We start from the raw sequence: 21,015 nt of genomic DNA on the forward strand, positions 1-21,015 counted from the left end.
CAAAACCTTTCATATATATATCTTACTAATTCCTTCCCAGTGCGTAAAGATGCGCTTAACTGAAAACAATTTAATAAAAATATTTACTAATTTTTTTAAAGACTCTATACTAGAAGGAGATATTTTCTATAGGAGGTGCTGATTTGGCAGCTAAAATAAAGGACATTGCTGAAAAAGCTGGATTATCCATTGCGACTGTATCTCGCGTACTGAACCAAGATCCCAACCTATCTGTCACGGATCAAACACGTGAGAAAGTATACGCCGCCGCTGAAGCTTTGTCCTATCAAAAGAAAACATTCAAACATTCATTAAAAAAAATCGCCTTTCTCTATTGGATGACCGAAAAGGAAGAGCTTGAAGATATTTATTTTAAATCCATCCGTCTGGGCATCGAGGAACTTACGAATACTCGGAGTTTAAATGTCACCGCTTACAATCCATCTGATGGGCTTCACTCCATTGATCCTTCTACAGAAGGGATCATTGCCATCGGCCGATTTAAAACGTCAGAGCTTGACCAATTATATGAGATCACCCAGCATATCGTTTTTATTGATACGTCACCAGATGAAGACCGTATTGATTCTGTAAAGCCAAACCTGAAACGAATTGTTGAAAAGATCATCGATTCTTTTATTGAAAAAGAACACACATCCATTGGATTCATTGGCGGCACAGACCTAGATCTGAATACGAATATGCATATTCCAGATATTCGAGAAACGACTTTCCGTGAATATATGATGGCTCACAATGTCCTTGATAAACGATTTGTCTATGTCGGTCACCATTTCTCAGTAGATGAAGGTTATGCGCTGATGATGAAGGCGATTGATGAGCTTGGTGATGACCTGCCTTCCGCTTTTTGTGTCGCTAGTGATCCTCTTGCCATCGGCTGCTTACAAGCATTAAACGAGCGCGGATTTTCTCTGCCGAACCGCGTGAGCGTCTTTAGTATCAACGATATTCATGTGTCTCAATATGTGTCACCACCGCTCACCACGTATCATATCCACACGTCTTTACTTTGTGAAACAGCAGTTGATTTACTGTTAGAAAGACTTGTAGACGGCAGAACATTACCGAAAACTGTGCTGATTGCCTCAGAACCTGTCTTTCGAAAAAGTACAATCTAAACAACTGGAAGCCCCATCCAATGTGGAGGGCTTCTTTTCTCTCTACATCAGTAAAAAAATTTACTTAATAAATTTAATAAAATATGTTTACTTTTTTTACTCAAGTTGATATTCTCACATTAAGAAAGCGTTTTCTTATCATCTGTGAAAAAAGAACGAGAGGGGATTACTAATGAAAAAGGGAAAATGGGCGACATTATCAGCAGTCGTTGGGACTGCTGTGCTTCTGCTTTCAGCTTGCGGACCGGGAGATGACAATTCAAGCGGAACACAGCCAGCATCTACAGGTACAAAGACCTTACTAGTGTGGGAGGATGTCAAAAAAACTGAGGGGATTGAAGACGCTGTAAAAGAATTCGAAAAACAACATGATGTGAAAATCAAAGTGGTCGAAAAAGCTTATGCCGACCAAATCGAAGCTCTCCGTCTAGATGGAGCAGCTGGGACAGGTCCAGACGTCATCACGATGCCTCACAATCAAATTGGATCTGCTGTCACTGAGGGGCTATTACAGGAAATAAAGCCAGATCAAAAAGTGATCAACTCCTTCACAGACGAATCGATTCAATCACAAACGGTAGATGGAAAACTGTATGGCCTGCCAAAATCCGTTGAAACCACTGTCCTTTTTTATAACAAAGATCTTGTCAAAAAGGCACCAACGACACTTGATGGCTGGTATAATCTTTCGAAAAAGCTGACAAAAGACGGAAAGTACGGTTTTGTTGCGAAATGGGATGAAATTTACTATGCACAAAGTGTTTTAGGCGGGTCTGGGGGCTATATTTTCAAGCAGAAAAGCGACGGCTCTTATGATGTTAATGACATTGGTTTGAACAACGATGGCGCCATCCAAGGCGGAGAATACATTCAAAAATTCTTTAGCGAAGGACTTTTCCCGAAAGGCATCATTGGTGAACAAGGAATCAATGTCCTCAACTCCTTATTTACAGAAAAAAAAGCAGCAGCTGTCATTTCTGGTCCTTGGTCATTTGGTCCATATAAAGAGGCGGGTATTGACTATGGTGTGACCGAGCTGCCAACACTCCCTAACGGAAAACATATGAGCTCATTTTTAGGTGTAAAAAGCTACAACGTCTCCTCTTATTCTAAAAATAAAGAACTTGCTGAGAAATTTGTTGAATTTATCACGAACGAAAAAAATTCAAAGAAGCGCTTTGAATTAACAGAGGAAATTCCACCAGTGAAAAAACTGATGAAAGATCCAATCATTACGGAAAACGCAAATGCGGATGCTGTTTCTAAACAAACGAAATACGCCACACTGACACCGAACAATCCTGAAATGGAAGAGGTGTGGAAGCCGATTGATAGTGCATTAGGACTGATTGCAACTGGTCGTACAGATGTGAAAAAGGCACTTGATGATGCGGTCAATCAAATCGACTCTCAAATTAAAGCAAATCACTCCAAATAACCATCAAATGCGGGTAGTCTATCAAACTGCCCGTAGTTGATCTAATTTTATATGAAGTAGGTGTTAGACGTGACGGGTAACCTTGAACTAGACCGCACACACATAATGGAATCAAAGACACACCGGAGACGGGCGCTAATGTTCTCCTTTATACCCGGGATGGGGCAGATATACAACAAACAGTACGGCAAAGGGGCACTCTTTTTCCTGTTCGGCGCCGCTTTTTTGATTGTATTTTATGATTTATTCAATATTGGCTTCTGGGGACTGTTCACTCTTGGGACAATGCTGCCTCGTGACAACTCTGTTTTTCTTTTAGCAAAGGGGATTATTGCGCTGTTAACAGCTGGTTTTGGTATCGGCTTTTATGTACTCATGATGCGTGATGCTTTTATGAATGGAAAGAAACGGGATCAAGGGGTACCACTTCATTCCATCCGTGCTCAATATCATCAGCTCATTGATCAAGGCTTCCCTTACTTAATGAGCACTCCTGCTTTCTTTTTACTTCTATTTTCTGTTGTCTTTCCTATTATGTTCAGCTTTGCGCTTGCCTTTACGAACTATGATTTATATCACTCGCCTCCTGCCAATCTGATCGACTGGATAGGAATCAAGAACTTTCAAAATATCTTTTCCATTGATATTTGGCGAGACACCTTCATTGATGTACTTGGCTGGACCGTCGTATGGACTTTGGCCGCGTCGACCCTTCAATGTGCCCTCGGCATCTTTTTAGCGGTTCTGCTCAATCAGAAGGATTTAAAGGGAAAACGGTTTTTTAGAACCATTTTGATTCTCCCTTGGGCTGTTCCGGGCTTTGTGACCATTTTGGTGTTTGCTGGACTGTTCAATGATACATTTGGGGCCATTAACAATACACTTTTTGCATCGATAGGGATTGATCCAAAACCATGGCTAACAGATCCATTTTGGAGCAAAATTGCCCTCATTGCGATGCAGACTTGGCTTGGATTTCCTTTCGTTTTCATTATGACAACAGGCGTTTTGCAGGCGATTCCCGAGGATTTATATGAGGCTGCGACCATTGATGGAGCCAATTTTTTTCAGAAATTCCGGTCCATCACGTTACCGCTTGTTCTCTATTCCATTGCACCCATCCTCATCACACAATATACGTTTAATTTTAACAACTTTAATATCATCTACTTATTTAATGGCGGGGGACCGCCTGTTGCGGGGTCAACCGCTGGGGGAACGGACATCTTGGTGTCTTGGATTTATAAACTCACGATGCAGTCCTCTCAATATGCACTCGCTGCGGCTGTCACGATTTTACTTTCAATCTTTGTCATCGCCATTGCACTCTGGCAGTTTAAGAGAACGAATTCATTCAAAGAGGAGGACATGATGTGATATGGGATCAAAACAAAACAAGCTCATTCGCCTGAGCATTACTTATTTTATCCTTTTCATTGCCTCCATTTGTATTCTATATCCACTGCTTTGGACGATCGGTGCTTCCTTTAATCCTGGAAACAGCCTTATAAGCACAAGTATGTTTCCGAAGAATCCAACGTTCAGTCACTTTACCGAGCTCTTCTTTGGCCCGGGAGCACTTTATGCGAAATGGTATTGGAACTCCATGAAGATCAGTATTGCCACAATGCTGTTAACGCTGATTCTTGTTAGCTTTACAGGCTATGCCTTCTCTAGATTCCGTTTCAAAGGACGGAAAAATGGGCTGATGCTCTTTTTACTGCTGCAAATGATTCCTCAATTTTCAGCGCTGATTGCGATTTTCGTTTTGGCTCAAATGCTTGGGCTGATTAACAGCCATCTTGCACTGATTTTGATTTATGCAGGCGGACAAATTCCGATGAATACGTATTTAATGAAAGGCTATCTTGATGCGATTCCGAAGGATCTTGATGAATCAGCCAGAATGGACGGCGCAGGGCATTTTCGAATTTTCATCCAAATTATTATGCCGCTTGCTAAACCTATTTTGGCGGTTGTCGCCATCAACTCATTTACAGGACCACTGGGTGATTTCATCATCTCCAGTGTCATTGTCCGCTCACCCGAAATGTATACACTCCCGATCGGTCTGTACAATCTTGTGTCAGACAAAATGGGGGCCAGCTACACGACCTTTGCAGCCGGGGCTTTACTCATTGCGATTCCAGTCGCTTTATTGTTTCTTGTGTTACAAAAACAATTTGTGTCCGGTCTCACACAAGGCGGGACAAAAGGATAAGGGGAGATTTGATGAAGAAATGGATGCTCGTCACGGTTGTCGTTTTCTTTTTGATGGGATTAGGGATTTTACCTGAAGCAAAAGCGGATGCCATTTCCGTTCAGCCGATCAATGGACTGCAAGGTGATTTCATTAAAGGAGCCGATATCTCCATGCTTGCGGAAGTGGAGAGAAGCGGCGGCAGATACTTCGACCAAAATGGAAAACAGGTGGACCCGCTCAAGCTATTAAAGGAAAAAGGCGTCAACTATGTGCGTATTAGACTGTGGAACCACCCATACGACAATCAAGGCCGTGCCTATAACGGCGGGACAAACGATCTCAATACAGCGATCGCTTTATCGAAACGCGCAAAAGCACAAAATATGAAAGTGCTGCTTGATTTTCACTACAGTGATTTCTGGACTGATCCTGGTAAACAGTTTAAACCGAAAGCATGGACATCTCTTTCACAAAACGATTTAGTAAAAGCGGTTGGCACTTACACAGGGGATGTACTCAAAGCGATGAGAGCCCAAAATGCGCTGCCGAACATGGTACAGGTCGGAAACGAATTGAACTCAGGCATGCTGTGGCCGAACGGCAAAAGCTGGGGTGAAGGCGGCGGTGAATTTGACCGGCTCGCCGCTTTGCTAAAGGCTGGCACAAATGCAGTCCGCTCTGTCGATTCAAATATCAAAATTATGCTTCACCTTGCCCATGGTGGGGACAATGGCGCCTCCCGCTGGTGGTTTGATGAAATCAACAAACGAGGCGTCTCATTCGATACGATCGGTCTATCTTATTACCCGTATTGGGACGGCGGATTTAGCGGTCTTACTAACAATATGAATGATATTAGCGTCCGCTATAACAAAGACGTCATCGTGGTAGAAACCGCCTACGGTTTTACAACAGCAAATGGCGACAACCTAGAAAACTCATTTAACCAAGATTCAGTCAATACTGCCGGCTACCCAGCTTCACCTCAAGGCCAGGCATCTTTTATACGAGATCTATCAGAAAAAATTTCACAAGTGAAAAACAATCGCGGGAAAGGGTTCTTTTATTGGGAGCCGCTTTGGATTCCAGTGAAAGGCGCTCCGTGGTCAAGTCAATATGGGCTGGCTTATATCCAAACAACCGGTACGGTCGGAAATGCTTGGGAAAATCAAGCGATGTTTGATTTCAACGGAAAAGCACTGCCTTCTCTAGACGTATTTAAACAAATGACACCGTAATTAAAAGGATAGGACGTGACAAAATGGGAAAGCGTTACCCACTCGTTCACCCCAATGTGAAAGGCTTTTTGCATGGTGGCGATTATAATCCAGATCAATGGCTTCATATGCCGGAGATCATTGACGAAGATTTTCGATTAATGAAGCTTGCACACTGTCAAACATTCTCCATCAACATTTTCGCATGGAGTAAGCTAGAGCCAAAAGAAGGTCAATATGATTTTACATGGCTGGATGACATCATGGACCGCTTGGCAGCACAGGGGGCACACGCCATTCTTGCAACGCCAAGCGGGGCACGACCTGCTTGGCTGTCACAAGCATATCCAGAGGTATTGCGCGTCGAAGCGAACCGTCAGCGTAACTTACATGGACTTCGCCATAATCATTGCTTCACCTCAACGGTTTATAGAGAAAAAACGAATACACTCAATCGTTTGCTCGCTGAACGCTACAAGGATCACCCAGCACTGATCATGTGGCACATTTCGAATGAGTACGGTGGCGAATGTCATTGTGATCTCTGCCAGGAAGCATTTCGAGACTTTTTGAAAGACAAGTACAATCATGACCTTGAAGCTTTGAATCAAGCATGGTGGACAGGATTTTGGAGCCACACGTATAGTGATTGGTCACAAATCGAGTCACCTGCACCGCACGGGGAGCACATGATTCACGGGATGAACCTAGACTGGAAACGCTTTGTCACAGCGCAAACGATCAATTTTTATCAAAATGAAATTGAACCGCTTCGGGAATTGACGCCCCATATTCCAGTGACCACCAACTTTATGGGCGACTACCCGCATATGCGCCCATTTCTTGGACTGGATTATCATCAATTTGCAAAAGAGGTCGACGTAATTTCATGGGATAGCTATCCAGCATGGCATAGCGGCAGGGAAACAACCGCTGAATTAGCGTCAAACGTTGCCTTCGTTCACGACTTATATCGTTCATTAAAGGACGGGCAGCCATTTCTCGTGATGGAGAGTACACCGAGCCTTGTGAACTGGCATGAAGTGAATAAGGTCAAACACAAAGGCATGGCACACCTTTCTGCCATACAGGCGATTGCCCACGGATCAGACTCCGTGCTTTACTTCCAGTGGCGCCAAGGGCGAGGTGCCTCCGAGAAATTCCATGGCGCGGTAGTCGATCATTCCGGACATGAACATACGCGCGTGTTTCAAGAGGTCGCTGATCTAGGGAAACAGCTGGAGCAGCTGCAACCCATCGCGGGGACATCCGTTCAACCAGAAGTCGCCATCATATATGATTGGGAAAACCACTGGGCCATTGATGATGCACAAGGCTTAAATAATACAAACAAACGCTATGTAGAGGCTTGTCAAACTCACTATCGAAGCTTTTGGAAAAAAGGCATTCCTGTTGACATTGTCGGCATGGAAAAGGATTTCTCATCCTATCGTGTGCTCGTTGGTCCAATGCTCTACATGATCAAACCAGGCGTGGCAGAAAAGATCGAAGCATTTGTCAAAGAGGGCGGCATTTTTGTGGCAACGTACTGGAGCGGCATGGTCGATGAAAACGACCTCTGTTTCCTCGGCGGTTTCCCCGGTCCTCTCCGCCATGTACTTGGCATTTGGGCTGAGGAAATCAACACATTGATGCCAGATGAACATGTATTAATGACCACAGGAAATGGACGCACCTACCATGTCGGGCAATATTGCGAATCCATACATCCTGAAACGGCCTCTGTGTTAGGACATTTTGAGAACGGCTGCTACGAAGGACAGCCAGCCCTGACTGTCCATCCTTTTGGAGATGGAAAAGCATACTATATGGCTTCCGAAAATGAGGAGATTTTTTATGATGAGTTTTACGAGGAACTCATCGCAGAAATGGAGATACAGCCCGTCCTATCAGCGGTGATTCCAGAGGGAGTCAGTGTACAAAAACGAACAGATGGCACTCAGGAATATGTGTTTATGATGAATTTTACAGAAGAGCAGCAGAACATATCACTAGATTCAGCGGAAAGCTATGAAAATATGCTGACTGATGAGCAGGTGCCAGAGAAGCTTCAGCTTGATCCTTACGAGTACATCATCTTGAAAAAATAATTTAAAAGAAGTGTTCATTCATTGGACGCTTCTTTTTATTTAGATAATTCTAAATACCTATATAAATATATTTATTAGTAGAAATGTATATGAACCTTTATATTTTATCTAAATTTTTTGACATGTTTGATACCGCACCACGAATGGATTCACCATCCTTTTTTACCATTGTATAGGTATGAAAGCGGTTGCCTAATGCTCATATTTTTGATACCCTTTTTTTCAATGCAGCTGTGGGACTGCATTGTGATAAAAAGAGCAAACAAATGTAAACGGTTTATTGTAGGGGGAGGGTCTTATGTTAACGCTTGTTGGATTGTTGATTATTTTAACGATTGTTGTATTGCTGATTTGGGGGAAAGCAAGTCCAATTGTCGCCATGGTCATGGTGCCTTTAATAGGAGCACTGATTGCGGGATTTGGGATAAATGACATTCAAACCTTTTTTGAAGAAGGAATTATCAAAGTATTGCCGGTGGCGACCATGTTTATCTTCGCCATTTTATTTTTCGGCATTTTACAAGATACAGGGTTCTTTGAACCTGTAATTAAAGCATTAATTAAGCTGACAAAAGGAAATGTTGTCACAGTTGCAATGGGAACTGCTTTAATTGGGATCATTGCTCACTTAGATGGAGCAGGGGCTACAACCTTTTTATTAACTGTACCTGCACTGCTGCCACTTTATAAAAAATTACATATGAGTCCTTACTTGCTGCTGTTATTAATTGGGACGAGTGCTGGATTAACCAATATGATTCCTTGGGCTGGTCCGACTGGACGGGCAGCAAGCGTCTTGAATATGGATCCATCTGAACTCTGGGTGCCGCTTATTCCGATCCAGCTCATTGGGGTGGTGCTCGTGTTAGGAATGGCGTTCTTTTTAGGAAAGAGGGAAGAAAAACGAATTCGGGTGAAAATTGCTGCAAACGAAGTAGCTGCTGTTCAACTAGAAGGCGCCGATTGGGATCGTGCCATTCAGTCTATTAGCGAAACAGGTGACGCTTCTTTAAAGCGTTATCATCTCATCTGGGTGAACCTTATTCTATTTGTCTGTGTTGTGGTACTTCTCGTGTTAAACGTAATTCCTGCTAGTTATATGTTTATGATTGGCCTGTCACTAGCACTGTTGATTAACTTTCCGAATGTGAATTTACAGATGGAAAGAATCAAGGCGCACGCACCTAGTGCACTGATGATGGCGGCTGTTATTTTCTCCGCAGGTTCATTTTTAGGAATTCTTGAAGGTACAGGGATGCTGAAAGCCATTGCGGTCGACAGTATTCATATTTTACCAGCTTTCTTACTGCCATTTTTACATATTATTGTCGGGATGCTTGGAGTGCCGCTCGATATGCTGACTAGTACAGACGCCTATTATTACGCCCTTCTGCCAATTGTTGAATCCATTACATCTGAGGTTGGCGTATCTGGTACTTCAGCGGCATATGCCATGATGATTGGGAATATTATCGGAACCTTTGTCAGTCCGCTTGCGCCTGCTGTTTGGCTCGCTGTAGGCCTAGCAGGGGTGGATATGGGGAAACATATCCGCTACTCCTTCTTTTGGATGTGGGGATTCAGTATTATCCTTCTGTTCGTGGCGATGCTAATCGGTATCATTTAAAAAAAGAAAGACATGCGTACAACGACGCATGTCTTTTTCTTTGTATTATGAAGGATATTCACTTGTGTGAATGTCTGTATTCGGCTTTCTAATAAGAGACATTAATCCAATGATAAACAATAGAACCATTGGAGCGAATGCAAGACCGATTGTTCCAATTAAAAGAGTCACAGCAGACACCAAGAAAAGAACACCTGAAATCACGGCACGGCGGTCTGTTTTCAAGAGAATAACACCGACAATCGATAGCACTGCTGCAATTCCAGAAACGACCATAAACTGCGTACCAAATGCATTAACTGAAGCTTGAAGCGTTTCAATCGGTAATGTTTCGCCTTCCTCTTGTAGCACTTCATTAATTTCATTATAAAATGATGGACCTACCGAGAGGATTAATGCTCCAAATCCAACACCAATGGCATTGAGGACAATACTAATAATCCCCATAATTTTTTCACCTTTACGACTAATCATGTGTAAACCTCCTAAAAATTTTTAAAATTTAACTGCCTGTTTTCACTTCTCGTTTTTGGAAGACAATTAAGGCAATGGCCAAGAAAATAGCCCAATAGATGACTAGGACGATTAATGAGAATCCTAGAGACATACCTTCGATAAGAGTAACCTGTTCCATAAAGTATTGGGATGGATCGTTTGCAAATAACAAATATTTTGACCAATCAAAGAAGAGCATTAAAATACCTGTAACTGATCCACCCACAATATAAGCTAACACACTAATGGCAATGGAGATGGCTTCACTTCTAAATACTGTAGAAATGGCGAACGAAAGGGTTCCCAAAACGACAAACATTGCACAATGAGCAAGATAATAATAGATCATATTTGCAAACTGCGAACGTTCAATCACTTCACCATTGTGATACACCAAATTCACATAATCAGTACTAAGTCCAAAGAAAATAGCACCCAATATGAAGGACAAGATAAATAGCACCACAACAAGTAAAAGAGCATACAGCTGTACTGTAATATATTTAGATATTAGGATCTTTAGCCTTGATGGTGGACGAATCAATAATAATTTGATTGTACCATGCTTGTATTCAGCCGACACAATAGTGGAAGCAATAATGATCACAAACACACCTACTAGCTGAAGTAAATTGGCGTTTGTTTTCACATAATCCCATACACTGTGGCTAAACTGATCAGCTGGCGGCAAGTTATGCTTGATTCGATAATCATTAATAGCGATCTCTTTTTCAAGGCTTCTTTTAAAGAAACCATTCTCTGTCTCTTTGAGCTCTTTCTTGTTCTCCGTATTCATCATTTCTAGCTGAGTTTTCCATTCACCTGAAGCTTGATCTTTGTCATTTGTTTTCACTACAAAGATCAGTGTAGCAATCATACCTAAAACAAGAAGTCCAACCATAATCCAAGTTCCAACACGATAACTGATCTTCATCCACTCGTTTTGAATGAGGCGTATCATACGTCTGCCTCCTTTTTACCTGTTAAGCTTAAGAACTTATCTTCTAAGGTTTGCTTTTCTATTTTGATTTCGTACAAATGAATGGACGCGCCGCTCAAATGACGAATCAATTCCGGCATTTTCTCTTCTGACAAGGAGAAGAATAAATACTGCTCCTCTTCTCTTACAGTCGTGCCTTCCTCAAATATACCAATGAGTTTCTGGGCTTCTGCCAGCTCACCAGATGCGACCTTCATTCGGTAATTGACCAAATCGTCTTGATTCGTCTCTGCACGCTGATCCTCAATCGCAATCAGCTTTCCTTTTTGGATAATCGCAAAACGATCACACATCAGTTCCATTTCTGACATGAGGTGACTTGAAACAATGACAGCTAGCCCTTCTTCCTTTGCAAGCCTTCTCAAGTAATCTCGTATCATGCGAATTCCCTCTGGATCAAGTCCATTGGTCGGCTCATCTAATATCAGTAGTTTTGGTCTATGTATAAGTGCTTGCGCAATGCCTAAACGCTGCTTCATGCCTAATGAAAACGTTCGGACACGCTTATGTTTCACGTGCTGTAAGCTGACCAGCTCTAGCAGCTCATCAATTCGCCCTTCATCCACTTTCCCATTCATTCTGGCAAAGTGAACAAGATTTTGTCTTGCCGTTAAATGATTATACATTTCTGGGTTTTCAATAATGGCACCAACATCTTGGATGGCATGCTGATATGAGGATTGAATACTATGGCCATTAATCAGAATGTCACCAGATGTAATTGGAGAAAGACCGACCATCATACGAATGGTTGTTGTTTTCCCTGCGCCGTTTGGTCCTAAGAAGCCAAAGACTTCGCCCGATTGGACAGAAAAGCTCAAGTCTTGAACGATCTTTTTCCCGTGAATATGCCTAGATACATTATGCAGTTCTAAAACGTTCGTCACGTTACCTCTCCTTCTTTGTCTAAGTATCATCTATCATCTTATTCCCTGATAAACACCATGATCCGTTAAAAATAGAAGAACACTTCCATATGGTACAGCAATGCCCAAAAGTTGTGAAGGGGATTAGGCAAAATTTAGAGAATCCTCTGCCTTTTTTAAGGTAGGGTTAAGAAAACAACAATTTTTTATGTGAAAAGAGGCTTGATTTTTTAAAAATGAACCTTTTTCAACAGGTATATATGTATGGATTTTTTTTAAGATTATTCCTTTCACCTATAAATAAAGAAATGAAAAAGAGGCCTCTACTGACAGCCTCCTTTCGTTATTATACCTTTTTCACAAACTCTGATTTTAACTTCATTGCCCCAAAGCTAGGAATTTTACAATCAATGTTATGATCGCCTTCCACTAAACGAATGCCTTTGACCTTCGTTCCTATTTTTAAAACGGAAGAAGAGCCTTTTACTTTTAAATCTTTAATGACAGTGACCGTATCCCCATCACTTAATAGATTTCCATTCGCATCTTTGACCACAAGCTGCTCCTCTGCCGCTTGTTCTTGTTCAAGTGACCATTCATGCGCACATTCAGGACAAACCAGCAGACTGCCATCCTCATAAGTATACGTTGAACTGCATGAAGGACAATTTGGTAGATTAGACATTTGTGTTTCCTCCAACTTTCTATAGCATTTCATACAATTTTACCACATTTCTATAGAAATAATGTGATAGAAAAGGAAACATTTTTCATCGTTTACTTATTTCTTCCAATTGATATAGCAGCCGCAATATTTCGAGCGGTTCTTTCTACATGAATAGCCCCATCTCTCATTGCCTCAGAAAGAGAAGTTACACCTGGAACGATACTAAAAAGTGCATCAATGCCATGCTCATGTACGACAGCACTGTCTTTTGAGAGGGAGCCCGCGATACCAATCACAGGCAGGTGATGCTGCTTTGCTGCTTTGGCTACACCGATTGGGGTTTTTCCATAAATGGTCTGCTGGTCAATTCGGCCTTCCCCAGTAATGACTAGGTCTGCCTCCTTGATGACATCATCAAACCGAACAGCCTTCAGCACAATGTCAATTCCTCTTTGCAAATCGGCGTGTAAAAAGCCTAATAAACTCGCACCAAGTCCTCCTGCCGCTCCTGCCCCTGCTGCATCTTCAAAAGATACAGTAAACTGCTTTTCTGCTATGTGAGCAAAATGAGCTAAATTCTTGTCTAACACTTGAACCATTTCTTCATCTGCACCTTTTTGAGGACCAAATACGACAGACGCTCCTCTCTTACCTGTTAAAGGATTATCCACATCACAGGCTGCCTCCAGCCGAACGGAATGCAGTCTTGGGTCAAGTCCAGATAGATCAATAGAAGCTAGTTGATGAAGGGCTCCACCGCCTGGCGATAGCTCCTGTCCTGCTTGATCAAGAAAAGCCGCACCTAATCCTTGCATCATTCCAACGCCGCCATCATTTGTTGCACTCCCGCCAAGCCCAATGATGACATGCTTTGCTCCTTGATCTAGTGCCGCAATCATTAATTCCCCAGTTCCTTTCGATGTCGTAAATAACGGATTGCGTTTTTCTTGCGGAACAAGGTGTAACCCAGAGGCTGCGGCCATCTCTATAACGGCCGTCTCACCGTCTCCTAACATGCCAAAAAAGGCATCGACAGGGTCACCAAGCGGGCCTGTGACTACTTGATTGATCATGTACCCGCCGGTCGCATCAACTAGTGATTGAACAGTTCCCTCTCCTCCATCTGCCATGGGAAGTTTAATATATTCAGCGTCTGGCAAAATCGCATGAAATCCTCGTTCGATGGCACATGCTACCTCATATGCAGATAAACTTTCTTTAAATGAATCTGGTGCAATCACAATTTTCATCCTAAAGCCCCTCGTTTCTTATCAAATGTCATCAGCCAAACAACTGAAAAACGCCGAAAATAATGGTCGATACGACAGTTAATGTCAAACCAATTAACGATTCAAAAGGCATGAGTTTCAACCGCTCTTTGATGTCCATTTGAACACTTCCTGCTGTTGCATGAAAAAAGCTCCCATGCGGCATATGATCAAGCACAGTTGCACCAGCATGAATCATGGCTGCTCCTGAAAGAGCCGATACACCAAGCCCAATGAGTGTACCGCTAAATACGCCACTCGCTACCGCCGTTCCTGCTGTTGTCGAAGCAGTGGCGGCTGACATAAATATCCCTGAAGCTGGTGCAAGTAAATACGGTGGTAATCCCGAAGCATCGAGTGCTTGAATAAACACATCTTTTAAGGAAGAATTCGATACAATTCCTGCTAGTGTGCCTGTCCCTAATAACATAATCGCTACACCCGACATTTTATGAAGCCCCGACATCGCATAATCATTGAGAAACTTCCCTTTTTTCATGAAAAGAGCGCCTATAATGCCTCCGATCGGTAAGGCGATCATTGGGTCTATATTGATTTGAAAAAGCGGTCTTAAAGCCAACAATAAAATGGTGACAAGCGGACCCGCAAGTGCTTGAAAAAAAGCTGGCACTTCACCTTTGCTTAACGCGGTTTCCTCTTCAAGAACAGGTGTCCCTTTTTTTGCAAGCTTTTTAGCTAACACATATGTAACAGCCAATCCAAACACAGCCGGAATGACACCCGCAGCCATCATTGAAGTAAGCGGTACACCAAAAACATCAGAAGCGGCAATGGCATTTGGATTCGGTGACATGATATTCCCTGCCTTCCCGCCTCCAATCATGGCGAGTAAAATCCCCGTTTTTGACAGCTTTGCCCGTTTCGCAATGGCAAGTGCGATAGGCGCTACCGTGATAACAGCTACATCTACAAAAACACCCACTGTTGTTAAAATCATGGTTGCCAGTGCAAGTGCTAATAACGCCCTCGCCTCTCCAAGCTTCTTCACGATCGCCTCAGCGATAGATAAAGCTGCACCCGACTCAATTAAAACGCCAGCCAGTACACCTGCCGCCATAATTCTGAGGACAGCTGGAATCATATCCTTAGCGCCTTCCATCATGACGTTGACGGTCTGAACAATATCTACACCGCCTACCAAGCCGCCTATGAAAGCACCTGCCAGCATGCCATATGCAGGTGATACTTTTTTTAGAATAAGAACAATCGCAACCACAAGTGCCGTCATGGCTCCTAGTGTACTTACTGTCACATCTCCACTCATTTTCGATCCCCCCAAAATGTCTTTCTTTAATTGTAAGCGTTTACTAACTGGGATCGGGTTGTGAATCTAGATGAACTTTTTTCATTTATTCCTTTATTCAATTGTGCATATGCACAATTAAGATAGTTGACTCATCAACTGCGCCATATAAAGCTCCATCAACTGTTTCACATGACGGGGATCTTTTCCAGTCAAAGCTTGTATTTTATCTAAACGATATCGCAATGTATTCCTGTGAATAAATAAACGATCAACAATTTTTTGTAAATCACCGCCTTCTTTAATGTAAATTCTTAATGTGTGGGCAAGCTCCACTTCTTGTATTATTGGCTTGTAAAAGTCAATCCAACTACTGTTTTCTTCAACAGCTCCTGCAGTAATCAATAGCCTTTCCAGCTGATAAGATTCAAAAAAATAAATACTTTCCTTCGGATCAAGATCCTTCCCCAACCTCAAGGAATCTCTTGCGTGCCCAAAGGACAATGACAGCTGGCTTATGTCGGCGGCGACAGTCCCTATCCCCACCAGCACCTGGCCTCCTACTGCTTTTTCCATTGTTCTTTGCAGCTGCCCAACCACATGCTTTAAAAAATGATCAGAAATCGGCTGCCTTAAAAGAACCAATTCATGACGAAAGGTCATGCCAAGCAAATCATCCACATTCTTATCGTATTGAATCGCATGAATCATTTTATGCACAGCGTCTTCTGAGGATGGAACTGGCTGAAAAATGATGGCCATTCGGCGTTTATCTAAATCCATTCCCAGCCATGCAGCTCGGTTCTTTAGCTGATGATCACCAACGTCCGAATCAGAAATTAACTGATTGACAATTTCACTCTCTATTCGCTGCCGCCACTGAACTCGTTCAAGCAGAAAAGACTGCTCTAACACCAGCTCAGCCGCCATTTTCACCAGCTCGGCATGATGCCGAATGTCCTCTGGCTCACCAGTAATGCCAATCACACCAACTACTTGTTCACGAAAGCAAATAGGCAAATTGATTCCTGGTCTCACTCCTTCTAAGTGTAAGGACGCATCGTGGTCAATTTCCACACTGTCCCCGCTTGTCAGAACAAGTCGTGCACCATCATGTTTCTGACCAATCCTGTTTCGTTCACCAGAACCAATGATGACACCATCCGCATTCATCACATTGATATTTTTATCTAAAATACGCATCGTACGTTCAACCATTTCTTGTGCCAATTCAGTGGTTAAAAATTGCATGAGGCATCTCTCCTGAAGGTATTTTCATTCAATGTATCATAGTGTCATTGCACAATAAATGCAAAGTGTTTAAAAATGAGGCATTGACAAAGATACATTGAAAAGGGTTTAATCAAATCAAGAGACCGACCGACAGTCTAGTCAAAAGAAAGGATGGCTTTATGAGAACAGTTAAACATCCTGAAGAACGTAAAAATGACATCTTAAACGCAGCCGAAGAGCTTTTTTCTACCAAAGGCTATCAGCAAACAACGATTATCGACATTCTGAAAGCTGTTGGCATTGCAAAAGGCACTTTTTATTATTACTTTTCATCCAAAGAAGAAGTGATGGATGCCATTATTGACAGGATTATCAAAGCAGATATCATCGTGGCGAAGCGTATTGCGGCTGAGCCAGACCTTCCAGTCGTCGACAAACTATTTCGCATTATCATGGCGCAATCGCCTCAGCAAGGAAGCAATAAACAGGGCATGATTGAACAATTCCATCAGCCTTCTAATGCAGAGATGCACCAAAAAAGCTTAATCAAAGCGATTAAAGAACTATCACCCGTTTTAGCTGATGTCATTCAGCAAGGGGTGGAAGAAGGGACATTCAAAACAAAGTACCCGCAAGAAACGGTGGAATTCCTTCTTGCTTCTGCACAGGTCATATTTGATGAGGGCCTTTTTCAATGGACAGCCGAAGAGAGTATGCAGCGCGCGCTAGCTTTTATCGATATCCTCGAATCCTCATTACATGCAGAAAAGGGGAGCTTCTCCTTTCTTCTGAAACGTTTATCTGGAGAACTTGATGAACTTAATCAGTGATTGGTCACTTCAATACCAATCCTGCATACACTATAGACTGACGGTCGGTCTAGAAGGAGAGTGATACCAATGGCTTTATTATCTAAAAGAGGTTCATCCCACTTTATTTACCTCGTGCTTGGACAGATTATTTCCGTTTTTGGGTCTTCCTTAATTCGGTTTGTTCTATCTTTACACGTGCTGGATATGACTCAGCGTGTTGACTTATATGCCTTACTGTTCGCTTTATCCAATGTCCCGCTCCTTCTTTCCCCCTTAGCAGGCGCAATCGCTGACCGGTTTAACAGAAGGAACTTGATGATTTTATTTGATGTTCTCACCGGCATCATGATTCTGGCTTTTTATTTTTGGTTATTCTCAGGCAATGATTCACTCTTTATGATCGGAGCGGTCATGGTGCTTCTTGGTGTGATGAGTACGTTCTATGCTCCCGCTGTGATGTCGAGCATTCCACAGTTAGTAAAACAGGAACAATTAGAACAAGCAAACGGGATCGTCAATGGCGTGCAGGCACTTTCAGGTGTTCTCGCTCCTATTATCGGCGGGGTTCTGTACGGACTGATTGGAAGTCAATCCATTATAGGTGCCAGTGCCATCGTGTTTTTTCTATCAGCATGCATGCTTTTACGGTTAAACATATCCTTCTCACCTAGCCCCCTAACGGAAACTATGGGCAAAGTGCTTGTAAAAGATATGAAACAGGGATTTTCCTATATTGGCAGTCAGCCATTTTTAAAAAGAGCCATGTTGCTTGCTGCAATGTTAAATTTCATCCTCACGCCCTTTTTTATCGTAGGTGGTCCAATCATTTTAAGGGTCACAATGAAAAGCAGTGACATCATGTATGGTGTAGGCATGGGCTTGATTGAGTTCGCTGTCATCGCAGGAGCTCTGCTAGTTGGACTTGTAGCAAAGCATTGGCGCATCCCTATTTTATATCGCTGGCTGATCGTCATCGCGATCATCTTGCTACCTGTCGCATTCTCTACATCCAACACAGCTCTTCAATTTGGCACTTATCCAGCTTATTTTCTCTTTCTAGCAGGATGTCTTCCGATTGCTATGCTTATTACAATGATTTCAATCGTTGTGATTTCACATGTTCAAAAGAAAACGCCAAATAGTCAATTAGGAAAAGTGATGGCCAATCTGACAATGGTTTCTCAATGTGCTGCTCCGCTTGGTCAATTGATGTATGGATTCTTGTTCAATACGTTTTCAGCAAACATGTATGTGACAGTACTAATAGTCAGTACTTTCATGTTTGCCCTTGCCTATTTAACAAAAAATATGCTGCAACATGAAGGAGAATCAGCCTCATGAGACTGACGTTTATAAAGAAGGACTTAACCCGCCACCGTCTCATTTCCATCGGTTTAACCATATGCATTATGATGACATCATTTCTAGCAACAAGTGCCGCTCAAATGACAGTACAACTGAATGGTTCCATTTCTAATCTGCTCCATTCAGCCAAGACACCAGACTTTGTCCAAATGCATGACGGCAGCCTAAAGGAAAAAGATATTGAGGCATTTTCAAGCAAGCAGTCCATGGTAAAAGCACATCAAATCGTCCCAATGATTCCAATTGAACATGCAAATATCAAATTCGGAAACGAACCCGCCAAAGCAGGTGTGATGGATCATTTATTTGTGAAACAAAATCGTTATTTTGATTTTCTTTTAAATGAACAAAATGAAAAGCTCACTGTCAGTAAAGGTGAAGTGGCTGTCCCTATCTATTTTCAGCAAAGATATCATCTCAAAATAGGAGAAACGTTACTGATTGGGAAAGGGTCTAATCAATTCTCTTTCCGTATTAAAGCATTCTTGCGAGATGCACAAATGAACCCCAGTCTTGTTAGTTCGAAAAGATTCCTTCTTCATCACAAGGATTGGGACGCAATGAATCAAGTGTTTCATAAAAAGGAATATTTAATTGAATTTTTACTGCATGATGCCGCGCAGGCAGATGCCTTTCAAGCAATCTACCAGTCATCACAGCTTCCACAACAAGGTCCAGCTGTCACATTACCTTTGCTGCGTATGCTGAACGCATTGACAGATGGAATGGTGATTGCCATTCTCCTACTTGTTTGCATGCTGCTCATCGGTATAGCTCTTCTCTCTCTTCATCTTGCTATGACGGCTTCTATAGAAGAGGACGAACGTGAAATTGGAATATTGAAGGTGCTTGGGATTCCTTTAACAAAAATCAAGCAATTATACGTTGGAAAGTATGCCTTCCTTGCTGGTATAGGGTGTATAGCAGGATATGGGTTAACTCTTATATTTGGTGATATGTTTACAGCCAATATTCAGCGATACATGGGGAATCAGCCTTCTTTTACTTATTGGTTCATCCCGCTTTGTGTTTCTATTGTGATGGCAATGATCATCATTTCTTGCAGCTATACTGTCCTAAGAAAGTTTGGTCGAGTATCAGCCGCTCAAGCACTTCAAGGTAGCGTCATTTCAACGAATGATAAAAAACAAATACCCTTGCATCTCAAGAAAAACAGGTTCATATCAGTCAATATTTGGCTTGGTTTAAAAGATCTGTTATCACGAAAGAAGTTGTACACAACGATTACTTGTATTATGGCCCTTTGTACATTTTTGATGCTGCTGCCTATTCAGCTATGGTACACCTTACAATCGCCGGATTTCATCACATATCTTGGCTCTGGTCAAAGTGACCTTCGAATTGATATACGACAAGGAAATCATCTAAAGGAAAATACTAATAAAATAGAATCAATGATCCGTGAAGATCGAGATATTCATGCATCAGCCATATATGAAACAACTTCTCTTCAGGCAAAATCAAAGGAGAATTCATTAGAAACACTCTATTTAGAAACAGGTAATCTCTCAGTATTTCCTCTCACCTATTTACAAGGGAGACAGCCTTTAAAGAAAAAAGAAATTGCCTTATCAGTGCTCAGCTCAGATTCACTCCAGAAAAAGGTTGGAGAAAAAATTACTCTCGTAACAAACGGGCAGGAAATTCAAAAAACTGTGACTGGCATTTATCAGGATGTCACCAACGGCGGGAAAACAGCAAAAGCAATATCACAGCCATTTCCTCAAACAGCTCTTTGGAAAACTATTCAAATCCAACTAAACCAAGGAGTAGAAATTGCGAAGAAAAAGACAGTATTTGAAAAAGAGATATCTCCTGCAAAAGTGACAGATATGAAAGAATACGTTCATCAAACAATCGGCAGCACAGCATCTTTAGTAAAAGTCGTTGCATTTTTGTCTATATTAGCTGCTTTTGGAACCGCCAGTTTGATGTTATTCATGTTTCTGCACATGTTAAAAGCAAAAGATTCAAGCCGAAACCATTTATTACGAACGATTGGATTTTCTAAAAAAGATGTAACAGTACAATATATCACAAGTTTTATCGTCGTTATCTCTTTGGGCACATTTATTGGCACGATCGCTGTCCACACGATTGGACCAGCTTTAATGAGTGTAGGTGGAGCATCCTTAGGGGCATCAAGCCTACAGTGGCTAGCACCACAATGGGTGTCAGTTGTGTACCCAATCACACTATTGATTGTCAGCTTAGCTTTAACTGCTTCGTTATTGAAGACGTTTTTTACTAGTCAAACTACACGTCATACACTTTCATAAGGAGATGTTT

The 21,015-nt window shown here is 42.1% G+C and carries 17 protein-coding genes; 10 read left to right on the forward strand and 7 right to left on the reverse strand.

Annotated features, from left to right (window positions below; all coding sequences use genetic code 11):
• Positions 1-143: 143 nt before the first annotated feature.
• The 7 genes from QRN39_RS15005 to QRN39_RS15035 all read left to right on the forward strand — a co-directional run bounded on the left by QRN39_RS15005 (position 144) and on the right by QRN39_RS15035 (position 9,735).
• Positions 144-1,139, forward strand: a complete 996-nt coding sequence (locus QRN39_RS15005) for a LacI family DNA-binding transcriptional regulator (protein ID WP_284907536.1) — start codon at positions 144-146, stop codon at positions 1,137-1,139.
• A 172-nt stretch (positions 1,140-1,311) separates the two neighbouring features.
• A complete protein-coding gene (gene ganS / locus QRN39_RS15010) occupies positions 1,312-2,577 on the forward strand; it encodes a galactooligosaccharide ABC transporter substrate-binding protein GanS (RefSeq protein WP_284907537.1) in 1,266 nt (421 codons plus the stop codon).
• A gap of 105 nt (positions 2,578-2,682) precedes the next feature.
• Positions 2,683-3,954 carry a carbohydrate ABC transporter permease gene (locus QRN39_RS15015; protein WP_284907586.1) on the forward strand — a complete coding sequence of 424 codons (1,272 nt, stop codon included), beginning with the start codon at positions 2,683-2,685 and terminating at the stop codon, positions 3,952-3,954.
• Between the two features lies 1 nt (position 3,955).
• Complete coding sequence (gene ganQ / locus QRN39_RS15020; RefSeq protein WP_212045743.1) at positions 3,956-4,798, forward strand: galactooligosaccharide ABC transporter permease GanQ; 843 nt, start codon at positions 3,956-3,958, stop codon at positions 4,796-4,798.
• Between the two features lie 11 nt (positions 4,799-4,809).
• A complete protein-coding gene (locus QRN39_RS15025; protein WP_284907538.1) occupies positions 4,810-6,018 on the forward strand; it encodes a glycoside hydrolase family 53 protein in 1,209 nt (402 codons plus the stop codon).
• Between the two features lie 23 nt (positions 6,019-6,041).
• Positions 6,042-8,108: a beta-galactosidase gene (locus QRN39_RS15030; RefSeq protein WP_284907539.1), complete on the forward strand. Its 2,067-nt coding sequence runs from the start codon at positions 6,042-6,044 to the stop codon at positions 8,106-8,108.
• Between the two features lie 298 nt (positions 8,109-8,406).
• Positions 8,407-9,735, forward strand: coding sequence for a CitMHS family transporter (locus QRN39_RS15035; RefSeq protein ID WP_003214912.1), 1,329 nt, complete (start codon positions 8,407-8,409; stop codon positions 9,733-9,735).
• 45 nt (positions 9,736-9,780) lie between these two features.
• On the opposite strand, the gene QRN39_RS15040 is transcribed toward QRN39_RS15035, so the two are convergent.
• From QRN39_RS15040 to QRN39_RS15070, 7 genes are all read right to left on the reverse strand, one after another.
• Complete coding sequence (locus tag QRN39_RS15040) at positions 9,781-10,209, reverse strand: DUF4064 domain-containing protein (protein ID WP_003214965.1); 429 nt, start codon at positions 10,207-10,209, stop codon at positions 9,781-9,783.
• Positions 10,210-10,237: 28 nt separating this feature from the next.
• The gene (locus QRN39_RS15045) at positions 10,238-11,191 is read right to left on the reverse strand and encodes an ABC transporter permease (protein WP_003214722.1); all 954 of its coding nucleotides are present in this window, start codon (positions 11,189-11,191) and stop codon (positions 10,238-10,240) included.
• On the reverse strand, positions 11,188-12,117 hold the full coding sequence (locus QRN39_RS15050) for an ABC transporter ATP-binding protein (RefSeq protein WP_284907540.1): 930 nt from the start codon (positions 12,115-12,117) through the stop codon (positions 11,188-11,190). The genes QRN39_RS15045 and QRN39_RS15050 overlap by 4 nt, the downstream gene beginning before the upstream one ends.
• 325 nt (positions 12,118-12,442) lie before the next feature.
• On the reverse strand, positions 12,443-12,781 hold the full coding sequence (locus QRN39_RS15055) for a zinc ribbon domain-containing protein YjdM (protein ID WP_003215145.1): 339 nt from the start codon (positions 12,779-12,781) through the stop codon (positions 12,443-12,445).
• Positions 12,782-12,873: 92 nt separating this feature from the next.
• On the reverse strand, positions 12,874-14,013 hold the full coding sequence (locus tag QRN39_RS15060; RefSeq protein ID WP_284907541.1) for a glycerate kinase: 1,140 nt from the start codon (positions 14,011-14,013) through the stop codon (positions 12,874-12,876).
• A gap of 31 nt (positions 14,014-14,044) precedes the next feature.
• Positions 14,045-15,316 carry a GntP family permease gene (locus tag QRN39_RS15065; protein WP_050944605.1) on the reverse strand — a complete coding sequence of 424 codons (1,272 nt, stop codon included), beginning with the start codon at positions 15,314-15,316 and terminating at the stop codon, positions 14,045-14,047.
• Positions 15,317-15,433: 117 nt separating this feature from the next.
• Positions 15,434-16,546 (reverse strand): CdaR family transcriptional regulator, encoded by a 1,113-nt coding sequence (locus QRN39_RS15070; protein WP_284907542.1) that lies wholly within the window; start codon positions 16,544-16,546, stop codon positions 15,434-15,436.
• A gap of 161 nt (positions 16,547-16,707) precedes the next feature.
• On the opposite strand from QRN39_RS15070, the gene QRN39_RS15075 reads away from it, so the two are divergent.
• The 3 genes from QRN39_RS15075 (at position 16,708) to QRN39_RS15085 (ending at position 21,005) form a co-directional block, all read left to right on the forward strand.
• A complete protein-coding gene (locus QRN39_RS15075; RefSeq protein WP_284907544.1) occupies positions 16,708-17,358 on the forward strand; it encodes a TetR/AcrR family transcriptional regulator in 651 nt (216 codons plus the stop codon).
• Positions 17,359-17,427: 69 nt separating this feature from the next.
• Positions 17,428-18,681 (forward strand): MFS transporter, encoded by a 1,254-nt coding sequence (locus QRN39_RS15080; protein WP_284907545.1) that lies wholly within the window; start codon positions 17,428-17,430, stop codon positions 18,679-18,681.
• Positions 18,678-21,005, forward strand: a complete 2,328-nt coding sequence (locus tag QRN39_RS15085) for an ABC transporter permease (protein WP_284907546.1) — start codon at positions 18,678-18,680, stop codon at positions 21,003-21,005. The genes QRN39_RS15080 and QRN39_RS15085 overlap by 4 nt, the downstream gene beginning before the upstream one ends.
• Positions 21,006-21,015 lie beyond the last annotated feature (10 nt).

It is taken from the genome of Bacillus sp. lyk4-R2A-2 (assembly GCF_030209735.1).
Taxonomy (GTDB): Bacteria; Bacillota; Bacilli; order Bacillales; family Bacillaceae; genus Bacillus; species Bacillus pumilus.

Coding starts and splice junctions, on each gene's coding strand:
- ganS (WP_284907537.1), top strand. CDS start 1,312: ATGAAAAAGGGAAAATGGGCGACATTATCAGCAGTCGTTGGGACTGCT.
- QRN39_RS15015 (WP_284907586.1), top strand. CDS start 2,683: ATGGAATCAAAGACACACCGGAGACGGGCGCTAATGTTCTCCTTTATA.
- ganQ (WP_212045743.1), top strand. CDS start 3,956: ATGGGATCAAAACAAAACAAGCTCATTCGCCTGAGCATTACTTATTTT.
- QRN39_RS15025 (WP_284907538.1), top strand. CDS start 4,810: ATGAAGAAATGGATGCTCGTCACGGTTGTCGTTTTCTTTTTGATGGGA.
- QRN39_RS15030 (WP_284907539.1), top strand. CDS start 6,042: ATGGGAAAGCGTTACCCACTCGTTCACCCCAATGTGAAAGGCTTTTTG.
- QRN39_RS15035 (WP_003214912.1), top strand. CDS start 8,407: ATGTTAACGCTTGTTGGATTGTTGATTATTTTAACGATTGTTGTATTG.
- QRN39_RS15040 (WP_003214965.1), bottom strand. CDS start 10,209: ATGATTAGTCGTAAAGGTGAAAAAATTATGGGGATTATTAGTATTGTC.
- QRN39_RS15045 (WP_003214722.1), bottom strand. CDS start 11,191: ATGATACGCCTCATTCAAAACGAGTGGATGAAGATCAGTTATCGTGTT.
- QRN39_RS15055 (WP_003215145.1), bottom strand. CDS start 12,781: ATGTCTAATCTACCAAATTGTCCTTCATGCAGTTCAACGTATACTTAT.
- QRN39_RS15060 (WP_284907541.1), bottom strand. CDS start 14,013: ATGAAAATTGTGATTGCACCAGATTCATTTAAAGAAAGTTTATCTGCA.
- QRN39_RS15065 (WP_050944605.1), bottom strand. CDS start 15,316: ATGAGTGGAGATGTGACAGTAAGTACACTAGGAGCCATGACGGCACTT.
- QRN39_RS15070 (WP_284907542.1), bottom strand. CDS start 16,546: ATGCAATTTTTAACCACTGAATTGGCACAAGAAATGGTTGAACGTACG.
- QRN39_RS15075 (WP_284907544.1), top strand. CDS start 16,708: ATGAGAACAGTTAAACATCCTGAAGAACGTAAAAATGACATCTTAAAC.
- QRN39_RS15080 (WP_284907545.1), top strand. CDS start 17,428: ATGGCTTTATTATCTAAAAGAGGTTCATCCCACTTTATTTACCTCGTG.
- QRN39_RS15085 (WP_284907546.1), top strand. CDS start 18,678: ATGAGACTGACGTTTATAAAGAAGGACTTAACCCGCCACCGTCTCATT.